General features: G+C 71.2%; 23 protein-coding genes and 1 pseudogene. 14 read left to right on the top strand and 10 right to left on the bottom strand.

Annotated features, from left to right (window positions below; all coding sequences use genetic code 11):
- The first annotated feature begins 16 nt into the window (after positions 1-16).
- Entirely contained in the window at positions 17-835 is an 819-nt protein-coding gene (locus ACIG3E_RS38315) for a GAF and ANTAR domain-containing protein (RefSeq protein ID WP_399625286.1), read from the top strand.
- A 77-nt stretch (positions 836-912) separates the two neighbouring features.
- Here ACIG3E_RS38315 and ACIG3E_RS38310 read toward each other — a convergent pair whose 3' ends face one another.
- Both ACIG3E_RS38310 and ACIG3E_RS38305 read right to left on the bottom strand, forming a co-directional pair.
- Positions 913-1,731, bottom strand: coding sequence for an ANTAR domain-containing protein (locus ACIG3E_RS38310; RefSeq protein ID WP_399625284.1), 819 nt, complete (start codon positions 1,729-1,731; stop codon positions 913-915).
- 220 nt (positions 1,732-1,951) lie between these two features.
- Positions 1,952-2,506, bottom strand: a complete 555-nt coding sequence (locus tag ACIG3E_RS38305; RefSeq protein ID WP_399625281.1) for a hypothetical protein — start codon at positions 2,504-2,506, stop codon at positions 1,952-1,954.
- 347 nt (positions 2,507-2,853) lie between these two features.
- On the opposite strand from ACIG3E_RS38305, the gene ACIG3E_RS38300 reads away from it, so the two are divergent.
- A complete protein-coding gene (locus ACIG3E_RS38300; RefSeq protein WP_399625278.1) occupies positions 2,854-3,513 on the top strand; it encodes a hypothetical protein in 660 nt (219 codons plus the stop codon).
- 61 nt (positions 3,514-3,574) lie between these two features.
- On the opposite strand, the gene ACIG3E_RS38295 is transcribed toward ACIG3E_RS38300, so the two are convergent.
- Both ACIG3E_RS38295 and ACIG3E_RS38290 read right to left on the bottom strand, forming a co-directional pair.
- Entirely contained in the window at positions 3,575-3,754 is a 180-nt protein-coding gene (locus ACIG3E_RS38295) for a hypothetical protein (RefSeq protein ID WP_399625276.1), read from the bottom strand.
- Positions 3,755-3,904: 150 nt separating this feature from the next.
- Positions 3,905-4,408 (bottom strand): RICIN domain-containing protein, encoded by a 504-nt coding sequence (locus ACIG3E_RS38290; RefSeq protein ID WP_399625274.1) that lies wholly within the window; start codon positions 4,406-4,408, stop codon positions 3,905-3,907.
- Positions 4,409-4,750: 342 nt separating this feature from the next.
- On the opposite strand from ACIG3E_RS38290, the gene ACIG3E_RS38285 reads away from it, so the two are divergent.
- The 6 genes and pseudogenes from ACIG3E_RS38285 to ACIG3E_RS38260 all read left to right on the top strand — a co-directional run bounded on the left by ACIG3E_RS38285 (position 4,751) and on the right by ACIG3E_RS38260 (position 8,034).
- Positions 4,751-5,041, top strand: a complete 291-nt coding sequence (locus ACIG3E_RS38285) for a hypothetical protein (protein WP_399625272.1) — start codon at positions 4,751-4,753, stop codon at positions 5,039-5,041.
- A gap of 175 nt (positions 5,042-5,216) precedes the next feature.
- Positions 5,217-5,489, top strand: coding sequence for a hypothetical protein (locus tag ACIG3E_RS38280; protein WP_399625270.1), 273 nt, complete (start codon positions 5,217-5,219; stop codon positions 5,487-5,489).
- A complete protein-coding gene (locus ACIG3E_RS38275) occupies positions 5,470-5,988 on the top strand; it encodes a DUF6879 family protein (protein WP_399625269.1) in 519 nt (172 codons plus the stop codon). The genes ACIG3E_RS38280 and ACIG3E_RS38275 overlap by 20 nt, the downstream gene beginning before the upstream one ends.
- Before the next feature lie 12 nt (positions 5,989-6,000).
- A pseudogene (locus ACIG3E_RS38270) lies at positions 6,001-6,849 on the top strand (helix-turn-helix domain-containing protein).
- Between the two features lie 448 nt (positions 6,850-7,297).
- On the top strand, positions 7,298-7,690 hold the full coding sequence (locus ACIG3E_RS38265; protein WP_399625267.1) for a hypothetical protein: 393 nt from the start codon (positions 7,298-7,300) through the stop codon (positions 7,688-7,690).
- Entirely contained in the window at positions 7,687-8,034 is a 348-nt protein-coding gene (locus tag ACIG3E_RS38260; protein WP_399625264.1) for a hypothetical protein, read from the top strand. The genes ACIG3E_RS38265 and ACIG3E_RS38260 overlap by 4 nt, the downstream gene beginning before the upstream one ends.
- A 332-nt stretch (positions 8,035-8,366) precedes the next feature.
- Here the strand turns inward: ACIG3E_RS38260 and ACIG3E_RS38255 are convergent, their stop codons facing one another.
- Both ACIG3E_RS38255 and ACIG3E_RS38250 read right to left on the bottom strand, forming a co-directional pair.
- Positions 8,367-9,239 carry an undecaprenyl-diphosphate phosphatase gene (locus ACIG3E_RS38255; RefSeq protein WP_399625262.1) on the bottom strand — a complete coding sequence of 291 codons (873 nt, stop codon included), beginning with the start codon at positions 9,237-9,239 and terminating at the stop codon, positions 8,367-8,369.
- Between the two features lie 496 nt (positions 9,240-9,735).
- Positions 9,736-10,173 carry a winged helix-turn-helix transcriptional regulator gene (locus tag ACIG3E_RS38250; RefSeq protein ID WP_399625398.1) on the bottom strand — a complete coding sequence of 146 codons (438 nt, stop codon included), beginning with the start codon at positions 10,171-10,173 and terminating at the stop codon, positions 9,736-9,738.
- 323 nt (positions 10,174-10,496) lie between these two features.
- Here ACIG3E_RS38250 and ACIG3E_RS38245 point away from each other — a divergent pair, with 323 nt between their 5' ends.
- Entirely contained in the window at positions 10,497-11,666 is a 1,170-nt protein-coding gene (locus tag ACIG3E_RS38245; RefSeq protein WP_399625260.1) for a thiolase family protein, read from the top strand.
- Between the two features lie 31 nt (positions 11,667-11,697).
- Here the strand turns inward: ACIG3E_RS38245 and ACIG3E_RS38240 are convergent, their stop codons facing one another.
- On the bottom strand, positions 11,698-12,402 hold the full coding sequence (locus tag ACIG3E_RS38240) for a TVP38/TMEM64 family protein (protein WP_399625258.1): 705 nt from the start codon (positions 12,400-12,402) through the stop codon (positions 11,698-11,700).
- 49 nt (positions 12,403-12,451) lie between these two features.
- Between ACIG3E_RS38240 and ACIG3E_RS38235 the strand changes: the two genes are divergently transcribed.
- The 3 genes from ACIG3E_RS38235 (at position 12,452) to ACIG3E_RS38225 (ending at position 15,803) form a co-directional block, all read left to right on the top strand.
- Positions 12,452-13,156 (top strand): DNA alkylation repair protein, encoded by a 705-nt coding sequence (locus ACIG3E_RS38235; RefSeq protein ID WP_399625255.1) that lies wholly within the window; start codon positions 12,452-12,454, stop codon positions 13,154-13,156.
- 307 nt (positions 13,157-13,463) lie between these two features.
- On the top strand, positions 13,464-14,642 hold the full coding sequence (gene tuf, locus ACIG3E_RS38230; protein ID WP_399625253.1) for an elongation factor Tu: 1,179 nt from the start codon (positions 13,464-13,466) through the stop codon (positions 14,640-14,642).
- A gap of 327 nt (positions 14,643-14,969) precedes the next feature.
- Complete coding sequence (locus tag ACIG3E_RS38225) at positions 14,970-15,803, top strand: spermidine synthase (RefSeq protein ID WP_399625396.1); 834 nt, start codon at positions 14,970-14,972, stop codon at positions 15,801-15,803.
- Between the two features lie 332 nt (positions 15,804-16,135).
- Here ACIG3E_RS38225 and ACIG3E_RS38220 read toward each other — a convergent pair whose 3' ends face one another.
- The 3 genes from ACIG3E_RS38220 to ACIG3E_RS38210 form a co-directional block, all read right to left on the bottom strand.
- Positions 16,136-17,218: a hypothetical protein gene (locus ACIG3E_RS38220; RefSeq protein WP_399625251.1), complete on the bottom strand. Its 1,083-nt coding sequence runs from the start codon at positions 17,216-17,218 to the stop codon at positions 16,136-16,138.
- A gap of 195 nt (positions 17,219-17,413) precedes the next feature.
- Positions 17,414-18,442, bottom strand: a complete 1,029-nt coding sequence (locus tag ACIG3E_RS38215; protein WP_399625249.1) for a hypothetical protein — start codon at positions 18,440-18,442, stop codon at positions 17,414-17,416.
- A gap of 60 nt (positions 18,443-18,502) precedes the next feature.
- The gene (locus tag ACIG3E_RS38210; protein WP_399625246.1) at positions 18,503-19,492 is read right to left on the bottom strand and encodes a hypothetical protein; all 990 of its coding nucleotides are present in this window, start codon (positions 19,490-19,492) and stop codon (positions 18,503-18,505) included.
- A gap of 82 nt (positions 19,493-19,574) precedes the next feature.
- Between ACIG3E_RS38210 and ACIG3E_RS38205 the strand changes: the two genes are divergently transcribed.
- Positions 19,575-20,033, top strand: coding sequence for a DUF4442 domain-containing protein (locus ACIG3E_RS38205; RefSeq protein WP_399625244.1), 459 nt, complete (start codon positions 19,575-19,577; stop codon positions 20,031-20,033).
- Between the two features lie 248 nt (positions 20,034-20,281).
- On the top strand, positions 20,282-20,920 hold the full coding sequence (locus ACIG3E_RS38200; protein ID WP_399625242.1) for a DedA family protein: 639 nt from the start codon (positions 20,282-20,284) through the stop codon (positions 20,918-20,920).
- Positions 20,921-20,925 lie beyond the last annotated feature (5 nt).

Raw genomic sequence — 20,925 nt, 5'->3', positions numbered from 1 at the left:
CGGGCGGAGGTGCGACATGCGGGCTGATCGCCCTGGCGGCGACGCGTCCAACGGTTCCTCGGGGGCGGAACGACGGCGCGTCGGCGACGCCTTGGCCGCGGCCGTCGCCGCCGCGACCGAGCCCCGGGAGGTGCCCGCGGCCCTGTGCCGTGGTTGTCTCGACCTGATCGCGGTGAGCGGCGCGTCGCTGTCCTTCATCGCGGGGCAGGAGGTGCGCGCGCTGTGGTGGGCGAGCGACTCCGCCGCGGCCCGGCTCGCCGAGGCGCAGTACACCCTGGGCGAGGGTCCGTGCGAGAGGGCGTTCACGCTGGCCGAGCCGGTGCTCGTCGGCGATCTGACCAGCGCTGCGGAGACCTGGCGCTGGCCGGTCTACGCCCAGCAGGCCCGGAGCCTCGGCGCCCGCGCGGTCTTCTCGCTGCCGCTCGGCGCCGGGGCGCGGACGCTCGGCACGCTCGACCTGTACCGGGACACGGCCGGTGGCCTGTCCGCACGCGAGTTGCGTACGGCACGGATCGTGTGCGACGCGGTGATGCTCGCCGTCCTGGACCTCGGGTTCGCCGGGGCGGGCATCGGTGCGACGGCGGACGGGGAAGCGGCGTCGTGGCTCGAGGCCGCGGAAGCCGACCACATGGAAGTCCACCAGGCCGTCGGCATGGTGATGGTCCAGCTGGGCGTCGACTCGCAGCACGCCCTGGACCTGCTGCGGGCGCGGGCCTTCGCCGAAGGGTGGGGGGTGAGCGAGGCGGCGCGCGAGGTCGTCGCCCGCAGGCTCCGGTTCCGACCGGACGACGACACCGGCGGCGGGCCCGGTCCCACGGACGAGGACCCGCACTAGCTCACTGTCCGGAAGTACGCACTAGCTCCCGGACGGGGGGCACGCACTGGGCGGGACGAGGCGCGCCACGAGCGCGGTCAGTCGGCCGCCTCCGCGCGAGGCAAGCGCGGAGCGGGCGGCAAGGGCGGAGCGGGCGGCAGCGGCGGGTCCGCGGTGCCGTCCACGACCTCCTCGGCGACCGCGGTGAGCCGTCGCCGCTGGGAGCGGGCGTACTGGCGCAGCAGCGTGAACGCCTCGTCCACGCCGATCCGGTGGCGGTGCGACAGGGCGCCTTTGGCCTGCTCGATGACGACCCGGGACCGCAGGGCCGTCTCCAGCTGGCCGACGAGGACGCTCTGCCGGTGTACGGCGCGCTGCTGGAGGATCCCGATGGTGGCCAGCCGTGCCAGGGCCTGGGCGAGCCCGAGCCGCGCGCCCGGCAGCGGCTCGGGGTGCTCGCGGAAGAGGCTGAGCGCGCCGATGGTCAGCCCGCGCAGCCGCAGGGGCGTGGTCGTGACGGCGGCGAAGCCCGACTGGTGCGCGTGCGGGGCGAAGCGGGGCCAGCGCGGGTGCGGGTGCCCGGGCGTGCTCTCGTGCGTGTTCCCGTGCGGGCTTCCGTTCGTCAGGAGCGTGCCGTCGACGACCCGGCCGGAGCGGAAGCAGTCGAGGCCCGGCCCCTCACTCCACTCGACGCCGAGCTGTTCCAGGCGACGGCTGCGTTCGTCGGAGCCGGATGCCTCCAGGGGGCCGCCCTCCGGCGTGGACAGGATGACGCCCGCGGCCGCGACGTCCACGAGGTCGACGCATCGCGTGGCGAGGAGATGGAGGAAGCTGATGACGTCGAAGTCGTCGACGAGCGTGTCGGCGAGCTCGACGAAAGCGGCGGCGAGCCGCTCCTCACGGGCCTGCTCGGGCATTCCGGCTCGACGCTCCTTTCTCAGTGGTCACCGGACCTGCGCTGGGGGAGGGGTGGCTACGGAACGGAGGAGGAAGAAGGAGGAGGCGAAGGAGAGGGGGTGGCTGAAGACGGCGAAGGCCAGCGGGGCGGCCGCTTCCTGACCTTGCCTCGTACGCAATGTAACCCTGGGGTGTAGGGAGGGAAAAGCCCCCGGTCCGGTGCTGGTGGGACCCGCGCCGTCAGTCGCTCGCCGACCCCGGCGGGGCGGGCGCCGCCGACGGACCGCCCGCGGTGGGAACGGCGACCATCGCGTACGGGGGGACACGCGGACGGCGCAGGGCCTCCGCGTCGGCGAGGCCCTGGCTGCGCCGGACTTCGACGCGGAAGTCGTGCAGCGCGTCCCTGAACCTGGCGTCGACCTCCTGGTAGTCACGCGTGTCCACGGTCAGGCCCCGGCCCACGGCGTCCCTGAAGTCCCGCAGCACGGCGAAGGCGTGCTCACAGGCGACCGTGACGTGCGACGGCGCGGTGACCAGCAGGAGCTGCCGCGAATCCGCCGTGCCCGCGTCGGCCATGAGGTCCCTGACGGTGCCGTAGTTCCGGTCGGCCGCCCGGTCCTCGCGGCACGCGACGTCATAGAGCCCTTCATAGGCCCGCATCAACGCCCTCAGGAACTCGACACAGACCTCCACCTGTCTGTCCCGCTGTTGATGGGCCCGGTCGCGCTGCCACCGCACCCGATCGGCGACGACCGTCGACGCGACACCGGCAGCCGTACCGCACAAGGTCGCCACGAGCGTGATCCACACACTGCCCCCAGAACGCGTGATCGAGGTCTGTCGTCGAACTCTCGCACTGGACCTGGCATGTTCGTACCCCGAGGCCCGGTCCAGTGCCGTCGAGTACGGTGCCAAGAAGAGCGACCTCGTGGCAACTGCCGCGCGGCGCCCGGGGCCAGGCTGCCACCTGTCCCGAGGCTGACTGTCGACACGCCCGACGGCCCGGGCCGGTGCTGTGAGCGACACCGACTCCGCTTGGCTGACAACGGGGCTGATCTATGTCACGAATCAGGCACTTCGCCCTCTGCGGTGCTCACACAGGCAGCATCATGCGCATACACAGCGCAACCACAAGGGGACCCATGAGCAACACCACGCCGCCGATGCCCTCGCTCCCGCCGCAGCATCAGCCGACACGCGGGAAGAGGCGTACCAACGCCGTCGTCATCGGGTCGGCAGCAGCCGTGATCGCGACTGTCGTTGCCACAGGGGTCTTCATCGTCAACAACCGCGACGACGAGAAGGCGGAGACCTCCCGCACAGCCGACTCGGCAACTTCCGATGACGTGTTCGCCGACGACGAGACGCCGGCGGACGACAAGGCGGAGCGGGAGGATGACGACGACTCCCAGGTGTTCGGCCTGAACGACACCGTCACCTACAACAACGAGGTGGCGGTGAGCTTGTCGAAATTTTCGCGGGGCACGTCAAGTGCGACCGCAGCACCGGAGAACACGCCGTACCTGAAGTTCGATGTACGGGTGGAGAACAGCGGTACGTCGACGATCGACACCACGGCCTTCTCCGTGCACTGCGCGTATGGCGAGGACAGCAAGGAAGGCGAGTTGGTCATCGATAGCGAGCGAGGGCTGGACGGAGGCCCTTCGACGCGGCTCCTCGCGGGTCGGGCGCTTACCGTGACATGGGCGTGTGCGGTGCCGAAGCCGGAGAAGGCCGTGCAGATCGAGGTGTCACCGGACTTCGAGACGGAGACGGCGATCTTCACGGGCGAGGTGAAGTAGGGCCTGGCCATTGCGGGGCCGCCTCGACCACCGGCTGCTGCGCGCCTCTTGGCGCCCTGGGTCAGGCCGCCGTGACGACGTCCGCTCGTACGGCGGCTTCCCACTCGATCAAGAGGCGCTCGTACAGCTCCCGTTGGGCGGCCGTGAGCCTGACGCGGGGGTCTCCACCGCGGCCTGCCCACAGGGCGCGGATGTCCTCGTTCACGACCGCGGGGGCCCGGGGGCTGGGAGTAGGGGACATGCGACTAGCGTAGGGGGCGGCACTGACAGCGGCATGGGCGCTTTCGGGACCGCGCGCCGCCACTCCGAGCGGGGCCCGTCGGTGATCCCGAGCGACCGGAACGGGACACCCCCTCCGGCTTGGCCCGGAGGGGGTGCGGGAGCGCGTTGCTCAACCGGCGTGCCACTGCTGGTTGCTGGCGCCCGAGCAGTCCTTGAGTACGACCGAGGCGCCCTGCCAGTAGTTCGCGTCGGCGATGGTCAGGCACCGGTGGTTGAGGGCGGTGTGCAGCTCGGTGCCGTTCCAGTGCCACTGCTGCCGGGGCAGGCCGGCGCAGCCGAACACCTGGATCGCCGCCCCGTTGTCACCGTTGTCGATGGCTGGCTCGAGGCATCTGCCGCTCAGGTCGCTGCGGAACTCGGAGCCGTTCTGCGTCCAGCGTCGGCTGGGTGAACCGTCGCAGTCGTATATCTGCACGGAGGCGCCGTCACCGGTGTTCAGGTGGGCGACGTTCAGGCATCTGTTGTTGAAGTTGGAGACGATCTGTGCACCGGCCGCCTCCTTGGCTCTCTCCTTGCGGGCCGTGTCGGCGGAGGCCGACGAGGAGACGGAGGCGAAGGTGATCGCCAGTCCGACCGCCGCCAGCATCCCCACCGACTGATACGTCTTGCGCATGCTCTCCCCCTCAGGGACATGTGCGCGGATACGCCTCGCCCGACGATGCTCCCGCCGGCGCGACCCCACAAGGCACGGTTCCATTCAGCGTCCCCACGCCCGCCGAATGTCCGACTACGGCCGGGCTCCGGCCGGAATCGGATGCCCCCATGGGGGTTCAATCACTGCCTACTGCCGAGGAGCTAGGAAGAGACCGTCATGGGTCAACCGGCAGCTGTTCCGCCCGATGTACTGAACCGCACGCAGCGGGCCCTCGCGGCCGCCCTGTGGCACTACACGACGACCCCTGTGGCCAAGCCGTACTACGTATGCGGATGCGTCCCGGACCTGAAGGAGCCAAGGGTGACCGTCGCCCTGTGGTCCGGTCCCGCCGCGCGAGAGAAGAGGAACCTCTACCTGTCCTTCCCTCTGGTCTCCGGCGGCGTGCCCGTCGCTGCAACGCAGGTGACCCTGGGGCTCCTTCGGTTGGGCCGGGGCGTACATCTGTTCGGCTCCACCGGCCACCGGTTCGACGGTAAACGTGTCCTCGACGGCAGCGCGCTTCTCGATGATGTCGTGGCGCCTTCACCGCTTACGAGGACGACGAACAGCACGGAATGCGGGGCTTCTACTACGAGCGGCCAGGCCGACTGAAGCAGTACGGGGGGACGTGGCTGCCAACATAGGCGGTGGCGCTGACGGCCGTCGACGCCTGCCTCCGGCCATGTCCAGCCACGGTCACACCCGGTGACGCGGTATTGACGCAGCACCCTGCGGCCATGAAGGTGCGGTGCGACAGCGTGCAATCCGGTCGGCAGAGGAGATCGCGATGGCCCTTCGGTTTCTCGGCATCATCCCCAACACCCCGCAAGACGAGTCCCCGACGATCTGGCTCGACGAGGCGACAGGGGATCTGCTGATCCAGTCTTACAAGGCAACGGAGGAAGAGGTACGGGCTTGCCAAGAGATCGGTTCAATCCCGGGCCACTCCACGGATGTGCCGGATCACGAGACGATCATTAGGCTGCCTGCGGTCATGCTGCAGTACATCCCCCGCCCGGAGCACAGTGGAGAGGTAGCAAGTGCAGCCACCAGCGCGTAGCGCCTTGGCTCAAGCTCAACGTTCAGCGGCGCACCTGGAGTTGCGTGACAGCTACATGCTGGACGACCCCGAATTCATCGCCTGGCAGGAGGGGCACCGGCTCGATCCGTCAGACAGAGCCTCGTGGTGGGGAGGTTGGCACGACGTCGTCAGCCAGGCCACTGCGCGGGGCGTTGCGGTCCGCCGCGTCCGGGTCGTGTCGGAACCGGTCAGCGACTACATCCGCTTCGAGTACGACGTGACCTTCACCAACGTCGCTGCGGGGGAACAGGTCCGCTGGCTTCCCCGGCGTCAGGCGAAGGACCTCCTGCTCCCTGGCACCGATCTGTGGGTTTTCGACGAGGAGATGGTCCTCTTCCACCACTTCACCGGCGACGGCCAGCTCGCAGAGAACGGGCGCGAGTACGTCACCGATCCAGCGCTCGCCAAGCAGTGCACCGACGCGTTCGAGACTGTCTGGCGACGGGCGATCCCCCACGACGAGTACCGGCTGGATTAACGGCACACGCTCATGGCCCTGTCCGCATCATCCAGTGCAGAGTAGGCCCGGAAGGATCTCGCCGACCGCCTCGGCGAGATCCGGCTGGACGCCGGGCTGAAAGGAGCCCAGCTCGCCGCGCGTCTCGGCTGGTACCCGTCCAAGGTGTCCAGGATCCAAACTGCTCGCACGTCGCCGTCGGCCGACGACATCCGTGCTTGGTGCACCGCGTGCGGTGTCGAGGATCAAGCTGCGGACCTCGTCCAGCGGCTCCGTGACGTCGAGGGCATGTTCGTGGAGTGGCGGCGCATGGAGCGCGACGGCCTGCGCCGCGCACAGGAGGCCGTGCGGCCTCTCTTCGAGCGCACGACACGCTTCCGGGCCTACTCCTCGTGGTTCGTTCCGGGCCTTATCCAGAGCCGTGCGTACACGGACGCCGTTCTGCGGGCGGTGCAGCGGCGTCGCGTTGTCGTGGACGATGTCGATGCGGCCGTGGCCGCGCGGATGGAGCGACAGCAGATCTTGCACGAGGGCGGCCGCACGTTCGCGTTCCTCATCGAGGAGTCCGTGCTGCGGTCAGGGATGGGCGGGCGGGAGGTCATGGCTGGCCAGCTGGGACAGCTGATCACTGTCGGCTCGTTGCCCAACGTCAGTCTCGGCATCGTCCCCATGGGCGCTGAGCGGAGCCGCATGCCGGTTGAAGGGTTCTGGATCTACGACTCCACGCAGGTCGCTGTCGAGCTGGTCTCCGGCTACCTCACCATCACGCAGCAGCGCGAAGTGGCGATGTACGCCGAGACGTTCGCCGAGTTGGCCGAGCACGCTGTCTACGGGGCCGACGCAAGGAGCTTGATCGCCATTGCGCTGAGGGCTCTTGGGTGAACTCCGTAGAATCTCGTAGAACTTTCTGGAGATCTGCGGTGCCTCGTCCGTACGGTCCGTAACAGGACCTCACGAGACGGAGCAAACTCCATGGCCAGCCAGCAGGAACAGCACGATGCGGGCGACGACTGGTTGGCCAACTGCGCTCCGGCCCCCGACGCCGCGCGGGAGGCCTGGAGCCTGGGCGCGCTCGCGCCCATCCGTATCGGTGAACATTGGATCGTCGCCGAAGCTCGACTCGCCCCGGTGCTCGGCGCGATGAATCGCATGCCGCTCGATCAGCGGGGGCCAACCCTCGTTGATCCGGGCATCGAGCTCGCCTGGTGGTTGCTGCCGAGCGCTGGCCCCGCTGAGCGCTACAGCCGCATGGGGGCAGTCGTGGTCCATCCCGTCGGCTGGCCGCTGCCCTTCGCGTCGGCGGCCCTCAACTTCCCGCGGAGGCATTCGGATGACCGTGCGTCACGACCCCACACCGCCCGCTCGTACGCCCGTCGAGGAGCGCCTGCGGGCCTGGGATGCCAAGGAGCTCGACCGCATCGCGGTGACGATGTTCATCGAGGAGCGCGAACTCCTGGCCCGGCCCGCCGTGCAGCGCATCCTGGTCGTACAGACCGAGGGCCGTGTGTACGCGGACTGGACCCACCTGTCCCTGCGCCTCCCCGAGATGGAACTCTCCGACGGCGAGTACGCCTTCCTTGAGGTCGTCCTCGCCATCGCGCTAGGACGCCAGGTCCTCATCGACCGCGTCCTGCCACTGGGCGAGCGCCGTCTGGCTGTCGTGCTGCGCGCGCTGGCGGCGTGGGCGGGTGTCGATTCCCTCGCGGTGGGCGTCCGGTCGTGAAACTCGCCGTGGACCAGCTCGATCCCGCTGGCCTCGTGGAAGCGAGTCTGGCCACCTTGCGTGAACTGCCCCCTGCGGATGCGACCGCCCCCTTGCGCCAGCGCTTGGTCGCCGAGATCCACCTCCGCCTGGCACGGGCAGAGCGAGCCGCGGCTGCGGCGCCGGAGCGCAGCCGCGCGTGGTACGCACACGTGCGGGTCATAGACGCGACCCACGACGCCCTGCTGATGGTCGGCGAGCCGAGCCCGCACGATGGTCCGCTCATCGCGGCGCTGAACCTCGCCGAACTCGGCCAGCGACTTCAGGACCTGATGGCGTACTCGGCTGAAGGTGAGGGCTCGTGAGCGAGGGTGTGCGGCTGTGCTGGCGGTGTGATGGGCCGATCCGGCCGGATGAGCGGGCTGAGACGGCCTCGAAGGACTCGGCATCCGGTGCGGGGGCCGCGGTGATCCGGCACCGGGATCCGTGCCCTGTCGAGGGGCGCTACCCGGGGTTCAGCGGCAGAGGAGTTCCGCCGGTGGGACGTCGAGCGCGTCGGCGATGAGCAGGAGGTCGACGAGCGTGGGCACGCTCTGAGTGGTCTCCCGGGTGAGGACCCAAGCGGGCAGCATCTACTCCGGTTATCTCCAGCTATCTCTAGGTCCCGATAGCGGCATACGGATGGCGAAGCCTCCGTCTAGTCGGCGGATTCTCCCGCGTGGGGGCTCAGTTCGCCCATGCCCACCAGGATGAACAGGACGATGCCCAGCAGGATGCGGTAGTAGACGAAGGGCATGAAGCTCTTGGTCGTGATGAACTTCATGAACCAGGCGATGACCGCGTAGCCGACGACGAAGGCGATGATCGTCGCGAAGATGGTCGGGCCCCAGGAGACGTGGCCCTCGCCCGCGTCCTTGAGTTCGTAGGCGCCCGAGGCGAGGACCGCCGGGATGGCCAGGAGGAAGGAGTAGCGGGCCGCGGATTCGCGGGTGTAGCCCATGAGGAGGCCGCCGCTGATGGTCGCGCCGGAGCGGGAGACGCCGGGGATCAGGGCCATGGCCTGGCACACGCCGTAGATGAGGCCGTCCCTGACGTTGAGCTGCTTGAGGTCCTTGCGCTCGCGCACCGCGCGGTGCTTGCCGCCGGTCTCGTCGCGGGCGGCCAGGCGGTCGGCGAAGCCGAGCACGACGCCCATGACGATCAGGGTCGTGGCGATGAGCCTCAGATCCCGGAACGGGCCCTCGATCTGGTCCTTGAGCGTCACGCCGAGCACACCGATCGGGATCGAGCCCACGATCACGAGCCAGCCCATCTGCGCGTCGTGGTCCGACCGCGGCACCCTGCCCACCAGCGAGCCGAACCACGCGTAGAGGATGCGGCCGATGTCCTTGCGGAAGTAGATCAGGACGGCGGTCTCGGTGCCGATCTGCGTGATGGCGGTGAACGCGGCACCCGGGTCGTGCCAGCCCGCGAACGCCGCGGTCAGCCGCAGGTGCGCGCTGGAGGAGATCGGGAGGAACTCGGTCAGTCCCTGGACGAGTCCGAGGATGAACGATTCGAGCCAAGACATGAGAACTGCGCCGTCCAGTTACTGATCGTGCGCTGACCCGTGTGGTGGCGGTCAGAAGCGGTGAAGGGGGACCGGGGCGGCGAGTGGTGTCGGGTAGGAAGGGGTGGGGAAGAAGGGGATCACGTGCCTCGCCGGGGGCAGCGTAGCGTCACAAAGTTACGGGTCCGCGTGAGGGCCGTGTGTTGGCGGCCGAATGCTTTCTTCGGGTTCCCTACGCCGGTGTTCCCGGCGTTCCCGGCGTTCCCATGCCGTTAGCGCTTCCGGTGCTCCCGTGCTGCGGGTGTCCCCGTGCCGCCGGTGCTTCCGGTGGGCCCGTGCCGCGGGTGTCCCTGTGCCGCCGGTGCTTCCGGTGTTCCCGTGCTGCGGGTGTCCCCGTGCCGCCGCTGCTTCCGGTGTCCCGGCGCCCCCCGTGCCGCCGGTGTCCCCGGTGCTCCCGGTACCCCCATGCCGCCGGGGCCACCGGTGCCCCGCCGCCCCCGCGGCCCCCGCACCCCCCTCACACCCCCGCAGGCCCCGTGACCGTCCACCCCGGCGCCTGTGGATGCGCCGTCAGGTCCTCGTGGCGGACCTCCGTGCCGCAGTGGGCGCAGGTGACCACGGGGGTGAGCGTGTGTCCGCAGGCGTGCTCGACGAGCATGGGGCGGTCGTCGTCGGGGCGCAGGTGGCGGTCGCCCCATGCCATCAGGGTCATCAGGACGGACTCCAGCTCCAGGCCCGCGGGCGTCGGCCGGTACTCGAAGCGTTGGGGGCGCTCGCTGTAGCGGACCTTCTCCAGGACGTTCGCGTCGACCAGGCGGCGCAGCCGGGCCGTCAGGACGTCGCGCGGGGCGCCCGTGTTGCGGGCCAGCTGGTCGAAGCGCCGGGCGCCGAGGAAGACCTCGCGCAGGACGAGCAGGGAGTACTTCTCGCCGACCAGGGCGAGCGTGTCGGCGATCGCGCAGGGGCGGGGGCCCTTCGCGGGCGTAGCGGCCGGGCGCCGCCGGTCCGGCGCGGCCTCGGTGCCGGAGGGCGTCCCCCGCGGACGGTCCTTGCGGGCGGTCTTCTCCCTGGGCGCCGCCTCGTGGGCGGTCTTCTCCCCAGGCGTCGCCTCGTGGGCGGTCGGCTGCGGGTCCTTCGTCGACGGCATGAAAGCCAGTCTACGGGTGGGTTGGAAAATCAAACCCACTTGGTTACCGTGGAGTACGCAAGTGCGTCCAGTTTTCAAACTCGTTCCCAGGTCGCCGGGCACACGGCCCGGCCTGTCCGAGAGGCACCCTCATGCGCGACGCCGTCATCGTCGAAGCGGTACGCACCCCGGTCGGCAAGGGGAAGCCGGGCGGCTCCCTCCACCACGTCCACCCCGTCCAGCTCCTCGCGCACACCCTGCGCAGCCTGGTCGAGCGCAGCGGCATCGACGCGGCGCGGATAGATGACGTGATCGGCGGCTGCGTCGACCAGGTCGCCGAGCAGGCCATGAACACCACGCGGTACGCCGCCCTGGCCGCGGGCTTCCCGGAGTCCGTGCCCGCCACCACGGTCGACCGCCAGTGCGGCTCGTCGCAGCAGGCCGTGCACTTCGCCGCGCAGGGTGTGATCGCGGGCGCGTACGACATGGCGATCGCCTGCGGCGTGGAGTCGATGAGCCGCGTACCGATGTGGTCGAACGTGCCCGCCGGTGCCGACCCCTTCGGCCCCGGCATCGCCGAGCGCTACCCCGAGGGGCTCGTCCCGCAGGGCGTCAGCGCCGAGCTCATCGCCGCCAAGTGGTCCATCAGCCGCGAGGAGATGGACGTCTTCGCCACCGGCTCGCACCGCAAGGCGGCCCGCGCCTGGGCGGGCGGCCTCTTCGACGCGGAGGTCGCGCCGCTCGACCACGTCACCCGCGACGAGTCCGTGCGCCCCACCACCACGCCCGAGGTGCTCGCCGGGCTCAAGCCCGCCTACGAGGACCCGGCCTTCGGCGCGCGCTTCCCGCAGATCGACTGGTCCGTCACCGCGGGGAACACCAGCCCCCTCAACGACGGGGCGTCCGCCGTGCTCATCACCACCAGCGAGAACGCCGCCCGGCTCGGCCTGCGCCCGCTCGCCCGGCTGCACAGCTTCGCCGTCGCGGGCTCCGATCCGCTCCTGATGCTCACCGGCATCCTGCCCGCGACCGAACAGGTGCTGCGCCGGGCCGGTCTGACGCTCGACGACATCGACCTGTTCGAGGTCAACGAGGCGTTCGCCAGCGTCGTCCTGGCCTGGCTGCGGGAGACCGGCGTCGACGAGCGGAAGGTGAACGCGCACGGCGGCGCGATCGCCCTCGGCCACCCGCTGGGCGCGAGCGGGACGCGGATCATGACCACCCTGGTCCACGCCATGCGGGTCCGTGGGGCGCGGTACGCCCTGCAGACGATGTGCGAGGCCGGGGGCCTCGCCAACGCGACCATTCTTGAAGCCGTGTGAGGTGCGAGGGGCGCGCCCTCGCCGAGGCCGGTCAGTTCCCGCGCAGCCGGTGGCGCTTGCGCCAGGCCACCGCCGCCGCCCCGAGGCCCGACACCGCGATGAAGCCCATCGCAAGCAGGAACGCGGGCGAGGTCGGGGTGTCGGCGCGGGCGCCCGCTATCACGTAGGCGGCCGTGTTCGGGATCGAGCCGACGGCCGTGGCGAGGAGGAAAGGGAGCCAGCCCATCCGGGAGACGGCCGCGCAGTAGTTGGCCGCCGCGAACGGCACGCCGGGGAAGAGGCGCACCGCGAGCATCGAGCGGAAGGCGTGGCGGCTGAGCTGGCCGTCGGCCGCCTTCAGCCAGCGGCCGCGCAGCAGCGGCCGCAGCGCGTCCTGGCCGAGGATCCGGCCGAGCCCGAAGGAGGCACCGGCCCCGAGGACCGTGCCCGCGACCGCAGCGGCGAGCCCCGCCTGGGAGCCGAACAGCGCGCCCGCCGCGAGGTTGAGCAGCGGCCGCGGCACGAACGCGACCGTGCACGTGCCGTACGCCACCGCGAACACGCACACCGCGGCGGCCCCCGTGAGCTGCGGCGGCCAGCCGTCGGCGAGCAGCCGCTGGGGCTCGAAGAGCAGCACGCACGTGCCGGCCGCGGCGAGCAGCAGCACGAGCAGGGACAGCCGCGACCACGGCGAGAGGAGCACCCGGGTGCAGCGCACGGCGAGGCCCCGCGGGGGAGCGGCAGCGGTGTCGAGCATCCGGGGAGACTAACCGACGAACGCGTCTGATCGCCGTATGGTGCGTCTCATGAGCGTCACAGTGCCGCGCAGTTCCCTGGCCGACACGGTCATGGACCGGCTCACCACGATCTACGCGGAGGCGGCCGATCCGGCCCGGGCCGCGGAGATGCGCGCGTACATGAAGGACGTCGCGCCCTTCCTCGGCCTCGCCTCCGGGGTGCGCCGGGACCTCGCGCGGACCGTCCTCGCGGGCACCCCGCGCCCGGACGAGGCCGACTGCGCGGCGCTCGCGCTGCGGTGCTGGCGGCTGCCCGAGCGCGAGTACCACTACTTCGCGGTCGACTACCTGCGGCGGCACGTGAAGCGCTGCTCGTCCGGCTTCCTGCCGGTGGCCCGGCACCTGGTGACGACCGTCCCCTGGTGGGACACCGTCGACCTGCTCGCCGCGCACGTCGTCGGCGGCCTCGTCGCCGCCGACCGGGAGCTGGCGGCCGACATGGACGCGTGGAGCGCGGACGACGACCTCTGGGCGGTCCGCACCGCCCTGCTCCACCAGCTGCGCTACAAGGAGCGGACGGACTCCGACCGGCTCTTCGCGTACTGCGCGCGGCAGGCCGGGCACCCCGACTTCTTCGTCCGCAAGGCCGTCGGCTGGAGCCTGCGCGAGTACGCGAAGACCGATCCGGACGCGGTACGGGCCTTCGTCGAGCGCCACCGCGCCGCGCTGTCGCCGCTCTCCGTGCGCGAGGCCCTGAAGAACATCGGCGGCTGACGGGGCCTCAGGGGCGCGCGGGGCGCAACTGCCGTACGTGACCGGTGCGTCGCAGAAAATCATTCGACGCGCGGCGACGGGTCAGCCATGATCGTCGTCATGTTCCGGCACGCCTTCCCCACAGCTCCGGCCGCGGTCGCGGTCGCTGCGAAGGCTGCCGCTCTTCCTTTCGACGGCGCCCGAAGCTGACTCTCCCCGGACATTCCGGCGGACCCCTCAGGGGGAGGGTCGGCCAGGCCCCAGGGGTCCCCGTCCGACGGCCGCGCGCCGCGGGCCTCACCTTTCGAGTTCCGGAGAAGGAACGACCATGTCCAAGACCGCCTACGTCCGTACGAAGCCGCATCTGAACATCGGCACGATGGGCCACGTCGACCACGGCAAGACCACCCTGACCGCCGCCATCACCAAGGTCCTCAGCGAGCGCGGCACCGGCACGTTCGTGCCCTTCGACCGCATCGACCGCGCGCCCGAGGAGGCGCGGCGCGGCATCACCATCAACATCGCGCACGTCGAGTACGAGACCGACACGCGGCACTACGCGCACGTGGACATGCCCGGTCACGCCGACTACGTAAAGAACATGGTCACGGGCGCGGCCCAGCTCGACGGCGCCATCCTCGTGGTGTCGGCGCTCGACGGGATCATGCCGCAGACCGCCGAGCACGTCCTCCTCGCCCGCCAGGTCGGCGTCGACCACATCGTCGTGGCGCTGAACAAGGCCGACGCCGCCGACGAGGAGCTCGCCGACCTCGTGGAGCTGGAGGTGCGCGACCTGCTGTCCGCGCACGGGTACGGGGGCGACTCCGCGCCCGTGGTCCGGGTCTCGGGCCTCAAGGCGCTGGCGGGCGACCCCCGCTGGACCGCGGCGGTCGAGGCGCTGCTCGACGCCGTGGACACGTACGTGCCGATGCCGGAGCGCTATGTCGACGCGCCGTTCCTGCTGCCGGTGGAGAACGTCCTGACGATCACCGGCCGCGGCACGGTCGTCACGGGCGCCGTCGAGCGCGGCACGGTCCGCGTCGGCGACCGCGTCGACGTCCTCGGCGGCCTCGGCGCCGACACGGAGACGGTCGTCACCGGCCTGGAGACGTTCGGCAAGCCCATGGAGTCCGCGCAGGCCGGTGACAACGTGGCGCTGCTGCTGCGCGGCGTGCCACGCGACGCGGTCCGCCGCGGGCACGTGGTCGCCGCCCCCGGCAGCGTCCGGCCGAGCCGCCGCTTCACCGCGCAGGTGTACGTCCTCTCCGCCCGCGAGGGCGGTCGTACGACCCCGGTGACGACCGGCTACCGGCCGCAGTTCTACATCCGCACCGCGGACGTGGTCGGCGACATCGACCTCGGCGAGGTCGGCGTGGCCCGCCCTGGGGACACGGTCACTCTGACCGTGGAGCTGGGGCGTGACGTCCCGTTGGAGCCAGGGCTCGGCTTCGCGATCCGCGAGGGCGGGCGGACGGTGGGGGCCGGAACGGTGACGGCTGTCGCCTGAGGTTCCGGTTCCGGTGAGGGGGCTCGGCCTGGGGAGGCCGGGGCCCCCTCTTTGGTTGGGGGGCCTTCGGTCGGTGGTTTGCTGTTGGCTGGGGCTGCTTCTGGTCGGTGGTCCGCTTCCGGTTGGGGGGCTGCTTCTGGTTGGTGGGGCCGGTTCTGGTCGGTGGGTTCCCTTCTGGTTGGTGGGTCCGTGTTCGGCGGGGGCGGGCACAATGGGGCGGTGGACCAGCCTGCCGATGCACCCGACCCCACGCCGATAGGCGACGCCGAGCGGCCTTCCGGGCGCGAGCCGGAGCCCGAGTACGGGACCGGCTCTCCGGACGAGCCCGTGCCCGTCACCCGCGTCGTCGACCACGGCACCGCCAAGCTGCTGCCCGACGTGGACCGGGACCGTGCCTGGCTCCTGACCGTCGACGGTGCCCCGCAGTCGTACGTCGACCTGGACGCGCCCACGCATCTGGAGTTCGAGTACGCGCGCAGGCTCGCCCACGTCCTGGACACCCTCGCCGCGCCCGGCCTTCCGCTGGACGCCGTGCACCTCGGCGGGGGTGCCCTCACCCTGCCCCGCTACCTCGCCGCGACCCGGCCCGGTTCCCGGCAGGACGTCGTCGAAGCCGACCTCGCGCTACTGCGGCTCGTCGTCGAGAAGCTGCCCCTGCCCGACGAGCCGGGGATCCGGCTGCACGGCACGGACGCCCGGGCCTGGCTGGAGGCCGCGCCCGCCGACAGCGCGGACGTGGTCGTGGGCGACGTCTTCGGCGGCTCGCGCGTGCCCGCGCACCTCACGTCGGACGCGTACGTCCGTGCCGTCGACCGGGTCCTGCGCGCCGACGGCGTCTACGCGGCCAACCTCGCCGACGGCGCGCCGTTCGACTTCCTGCGCTCCCAGCTGGCCACGTTCGCCGAGTGCTTCGCGGAGCTGGCCCTCATCGCCGAGCCCGCGCTGCTGCGGGGGCGGCGCTTCGGCAACGCCGTGCTGGTCGCCTCGCACGGGCCGCTCGACGTCGAGGCGTTGGTACGGCGGGCTCGGGCCGACGTGTTTCCTGCGCGGGTCGTGTACGGGGGTGAGCTGCGGGGGTTCGTGGGGTCTGCGCGTGGGGTGCGGGACGGGGATGCCGTGGCTTCGCCGGAGCCGCCGGGCGGGGCCTTCAGCGTGGGCTGACCCTCCCCGCCGGGCCCCGCTGCCGCGGCGGGTTCTCTCCCACCCGCCCACCCGTACCTGCCCCAGCGACCCGGGCCTGCCCCGACCTGGCGGCTGCGGGCCGTCTCCCCCCTTGCCCGCCGCTACCGCGGCGGGATCTCTCCCACCCACCCACCCGTTCCTGCCCCAGCGACCCGGGCACGCCCCGACCTGGCGGCTGCGGGCCGTCGTTCGGCTGCCCGCCGCTGCCGCGGGCTGGGGTTATCAAGCCCGTCCGGCGTTTGAGGACGAGGCCGGAGGCCGATGAAAGGGCGGGTGGGTGGGAGGAGCCAGCAGCAGGGCCAGGGGCAGGCTCAGGACTCGTTGGACTCGCCGTGGAGGCGTACCGTGGCGAGGATCTTCTTCACCAGCGTCTCCGGAACCTCCCCCTTCACCCCCTTCGCCCCGTGCAGCGTCCACGCGACATAGTCGCCCGCGCCGTTCTTGAAGGCGAACGTCGTGGCCTTGCCGTTGGAGTCGCACTTGCCCGAGCCGGGGTCGCCGACCGAGGTCGTGGTGACGACGCTGCCCTCGACGCCCGACTTGGTGGTGTACGACTCCACCTTGCCGATCTTGATGTTCTTCTTGTCGGCCTTCTTCTGGCCGGTGTAGCCGCCGAAGACCCACCACGCGGAGTCGTTGCGGGCGACCTGCTTGGTGCTCTTGGCGCCGTTCTGGCCCTTGGTGCCGACGCTGGCGAGCGAGGAGTCGTTCATCCGCCCGTCCTTGTCCTCGTCGGAGGAGCACCACTTCTCTTTGTAGATGGCCGGGGCGGACATGATGATCAGGGGCTTGGAGCCGTCGCCCTTGTTGTGGTCCTCGAAGCCGATGTATGTGTCGGGGGTCTTGACCGTCCAGTCCGGCGGTACGTCGAAGGCGGTGCCCCACTTGGGGTTCACCACGACCTGCCAGCCGGGGACCGTCGGCTTGGGGTCGTTGCCCGTGCCGCGCGGGTTGTCGTCGTCCGACGGCTTGGGGCTCGGCTTCTTGGTGGCCGACTTGGACGGCTTGGTGGCGGCCTCGGCGGACTTGTCGTCGTCACCACCGCTGAAGACCAGGAAGCCGGTCACGCCCGCGGCCACGACGACGGCCGCCACGGCGACGAGGGCCGTGACCTTCGTGCGGTTGCCGCCGCCGTCGCCCCCGCCGCCTCCCGCGTCCGGGCCGCCGGGCCGCGCCGCCCCCATCGGGAACGTCGGCGCGCCCCACTGGGGCTGCCCGCCGGTGGGCTGGCCCGCCACGGGCTGGCCCCCGGTCGGCTGCTGGTACGGGTTCGGCTGCTGGTAGCCGGGCTGCTGGTACGGGTTGGGCTGCTGGTACCCGGGCTGCTGATACGGGTTGGGACCCGGACTCTGCGGGTTCTGCTCGCCCCCGGGCGGCTGCTGTTCTGGCCACATGGCCAGTAACCATAGATGGGCTCGGGCCCCAGGTGCCACGCCCGGTCAGCGGCCGGACGGGCACCGGCCATGACCTCGTACGAAGCCGTGACGAATCGGTGAAGAAGCGGTGGACGAGGTGATGAGAATGGTGTGGTGTGTGGGTGAGAGGGCGGTTCGTCCGCTATGGCCCGGCATGCGGGAAGGTGGCGCGGTTCACGACTCCGTCGCGTCGCCGTGGAGGCGTACCGTGCTGAGGATCTTCATGATCGTCTCGTCCGGGATCTCCTCCTTGACGTCCTTCGCGCCGTAGAGGCTCCACGCCACGAAGTCGCCCTCGGCGTTCTTGAAGCCGAACGTGATCGCCTTGCCCTCCGAGGCGCACTTGCCCTTCTGGGGCGTGTGCCGCGAGTGGGACCACGCGATGCTGCCCTTGATGCCCGCCTTGGTGGTGTAGGGCTTGGCCTTCTCGTCGAAGTGCAGGCTCTTCTTGTCCGGCTGCGTGTAGCCGCCGAACACCCACCAGGCGACCTGGTTCACCGCGACCTCGTCGGTGTTCTTCGCGCCGTTGGCCCCCTTGGTGCCGACCGCGCCGAGCTCCTTGTCCTCGGTGCGGCCGTCCCTGTCGTCGTCGGAGGTGCACCACTTCGACTTGAAGTACGCGGGCCCCGACATGGTCATCAGCGGCTTGCCGGTCTTGACGTCCTCGAACGCGACGATCGCGTCCGGCTTCCTGACGTCCCAGTCGGGCGGCACGTCGAAGGCGGTCCCCCACCGGGGGTTCACCACGACCTGCCAGCCGGGGATGGTCGGCTTGGGCCCGTCCGCGGTGCCGCGCTCGTCGTCGTCGCCGTCGGCCGTGCCGGAACCGGGCTTCGCGGCGGCGGACGCGGACGGCTTGCCCTCGGCCTGCGGGGACTTGCCGCCCTTGCCGTCGTCGTCCTTGTCGTCGAGGAGCAGGAAGCCGGTCACACCCGCGGCCACGACGACGGCCGCCGCCGCGACGATGGCGATGACCTTGGTCCTGTTCCCGCCACCGCCACCGCTGCCACCGTCACCCGTCGGCGCCTGGGGTGCGCCCGCGGGGACCGTCGGCGCGCTCCACTGGCCGGGCTGCCCGGCCGGGCCCGGCTGCTGGTATCCCGGCTGCTGATAGGGGTTGGGCTGCTGGTATCCCGGCTGCTGGTACGGGTTCTGCTGCTGCGGGTTCTGCTCGCCCCCGGGCGGCTGCTGTCCTGGCCACATGGCCGGTAACGATACGTGTGGCTGGTTGATGTGCTCACAACCACCCTGGGGCGGCCGGCCTCAGCCCTTCTCGGGCGAGCGGTACTCGCGCACCGTGCGCAGGATCGCGCGTACCGTCCGGTCCGGGATCTCCTCCTTGACGCCCTTCACGCCGTGGAAGGACCAGGAGAGGAACTCGCCCTCGGCGTTCTTGAAGCCGAACGTGGTGGCCTTGCCGTCCGTGTCGCACGTGCCCTTCTTCGGCACGCCGGAGGAAGTGGCCGTCACCAGGCTGCCCTTGAGGCCCGACGCGGTGGTGTAGGACTCCGCCGGGCCGGTGGTCACCTTCTTCTTGTCCGGCTGGGCGTACCCGCCGTAGACCCAGGCCGTCGCGTTGTTCCGGGCGATCTCCGCCGTGCTGCGCGCGGTCTTGTTGCGCTTGGTGCCCGCGAGGCCGAGGGGCGTGTAGTCCTTCCTGCCGTCCTTGTCGTCGTCCGCCGCGCACCAGCGCTCCTTGAGGACGGCGGGGGCGAGCATGGCGACGAGGGGGGTGTCCGAGGGGTCGTCGTCCTCCGCGACCCAGGTGGCGTAGTCGGCCGACTTCAGGTCCCACTGCGGCGGGACGTCGAAGGCGAGCCCGTCCCTGGGGTTCACGACGGTCTTCCAGCCCGGCACCGTCGGCTCGGGGCCGTCGTCCGTCCCCCGGCGGTCGGAGTCCTCCGGCTGCGCGGGGCGGGGCGCCTTGGTCGTGGAACGGGTCGGTCCGGGTGCCGCCGCGTCGTCCTCGTCGCCGCCGAGGACCACGAGGGCGGTGGCGGCCGCGGCCACCACGACCACCGCCGCGGCGGCGACGGCGATCACCCCGGTCCTGCGGCCGCCCCCGCCCGGCGGGGTGGCGGGCGCCGCGGACACCGTCGGCGCGTTCCACGGCTCCTGTGGCGAGGGCGCCGGGGCGGGCTGCTGGTAGGGGTTCGGCTGCTGGTATCCCGGCCGGTGGTACGGGTTCGCGTCCTGCCCCTGGCCGGGGTCCGGCTGCCGGGGTCCATCGGGTTGATCTTGTCCTGGCCACATGGGCGTCCACGATAGGCCCGGTGGGAACGGCTGTTCGCGCAAGCCTGGCCAAGGGTGGCTACTCGTGGGTAACATCCCGGTCATGAGCGCAGACCAGATGTCGATCGGCGAGATGCTCGCCGCCACCGTGCCCATGGCCCGGACCCTCAAGCTGGAGTTCCTGGAGACGACCCCCGAGCGCGCCGTGGTCGAGCTGCCGGACCAGGCGGAGTACCACAACCACGTGGGCGGGCCGCACGCCGGCGCCATGTTCACCCTGGGGGAGTCCGCGAGCGGGGCCATCGTGCTCGCCGCGTTCGGGGACCAGCTCTCGCGGGCCGTGCCGCTCGCGGTGTCCGCGGACATCGCGTACAAGAAGCTCGCGATGGGCAAGGTCAAGGCCACCGCGACCCTGGGGCGCCCGGTCGCCGACGTGGTCGCCGAGCTCGATGCCGGGCAGCGCCCCGAGTTCCCGGTGGCCATCGCCCTCACCCGCGAGGACGGGGCCGTGACCGGCGAGATGTCCGTGACCTGGACCCTGCGGCCCAACGAGCCGAAGTAGGGGCCGACTTCCGCGGCCGGGCCGACACCGGCCCTGATGTCGGCGCGGCTCGCCACCGGTGGTGCGGCGGCCCGCGCCCGCGTGGACGGGGCAGGTCGGCTGCCGCGGCGGCGGGGACAGCCACGCGTGCGCGGCCACGGGCGGCTGAGGCAGCGCGCGGGCGGTGAGGCGTGAGCGGGTAGGCTTCCCCGGCGTGCGCGGTTGTCGCGCGCGCCGGGGGAGTTGTCCGCGTACGGAAGGAACCGGGGTTGCACGTCCAGGAGTGGCTGGAGAACGTACCCGCCGTCAGCGTCTACGCGCTCGTCGGCCTCGTCATCGGTCTGGAGTCACTGGGCATTCCGCTGCCAGGCGAGATCGTCCTCGTCTCCGCGGCGCTCCTGTCGTCGCAGCACGGCGACCTGAACCCGGTGGTGCTCGGCGCCTGCGCCACCGCCGGGGCCGTGATCGGCGACTCCATCGGCTACGCCATCGGCCGCAAGGGCGGCAGACCGCTCCTTGCCTGGCTGGAGCGGAAGTTCCCCAAGCACTTCAGCGCGGCGAACGTCGGCAGTGCCGAGCGCTCCTTCCAGAAGTGGGGCATGTGGGCGGTCTTCTTCGGCCGCTTCGTCGCGCTCCTGCGCATCTTCGCGGGCCCCCTCGCGGGCGTCCTGCGCATGCCGTACTGGAAGTTCTTCACCGCCAACGTGCTCGGCGGCATCATCTGGGCGGGCGGCACCACCGCCGTCATCTACTACATCGGCGTGGTCGCCGAGGACTGGCTGAAGCGGTTCTCGTACGTCGGTCTCGGCATCGCGGTGCTCATCGGCATCGGTTCGATGCTGCTGGTCAAGCGGCGGGCGAAGAAGGCCGCCGAGGAGCACGCGGCGAGCGAGGCCGCGGCCGCGTAGGAGTC

The sequence above is a fragment of the Streptomyces sp. NPDC053474 genome (assembly GCF_044544845.1).
GTDB lineage: Bacteria > Actinomycetota > Actinomycetes > Streptomycetales > Streptomycetaceae > Streptomyces.
This window is presented reverse-complemented; position numbering and strand designations above follow the sequence as displayed.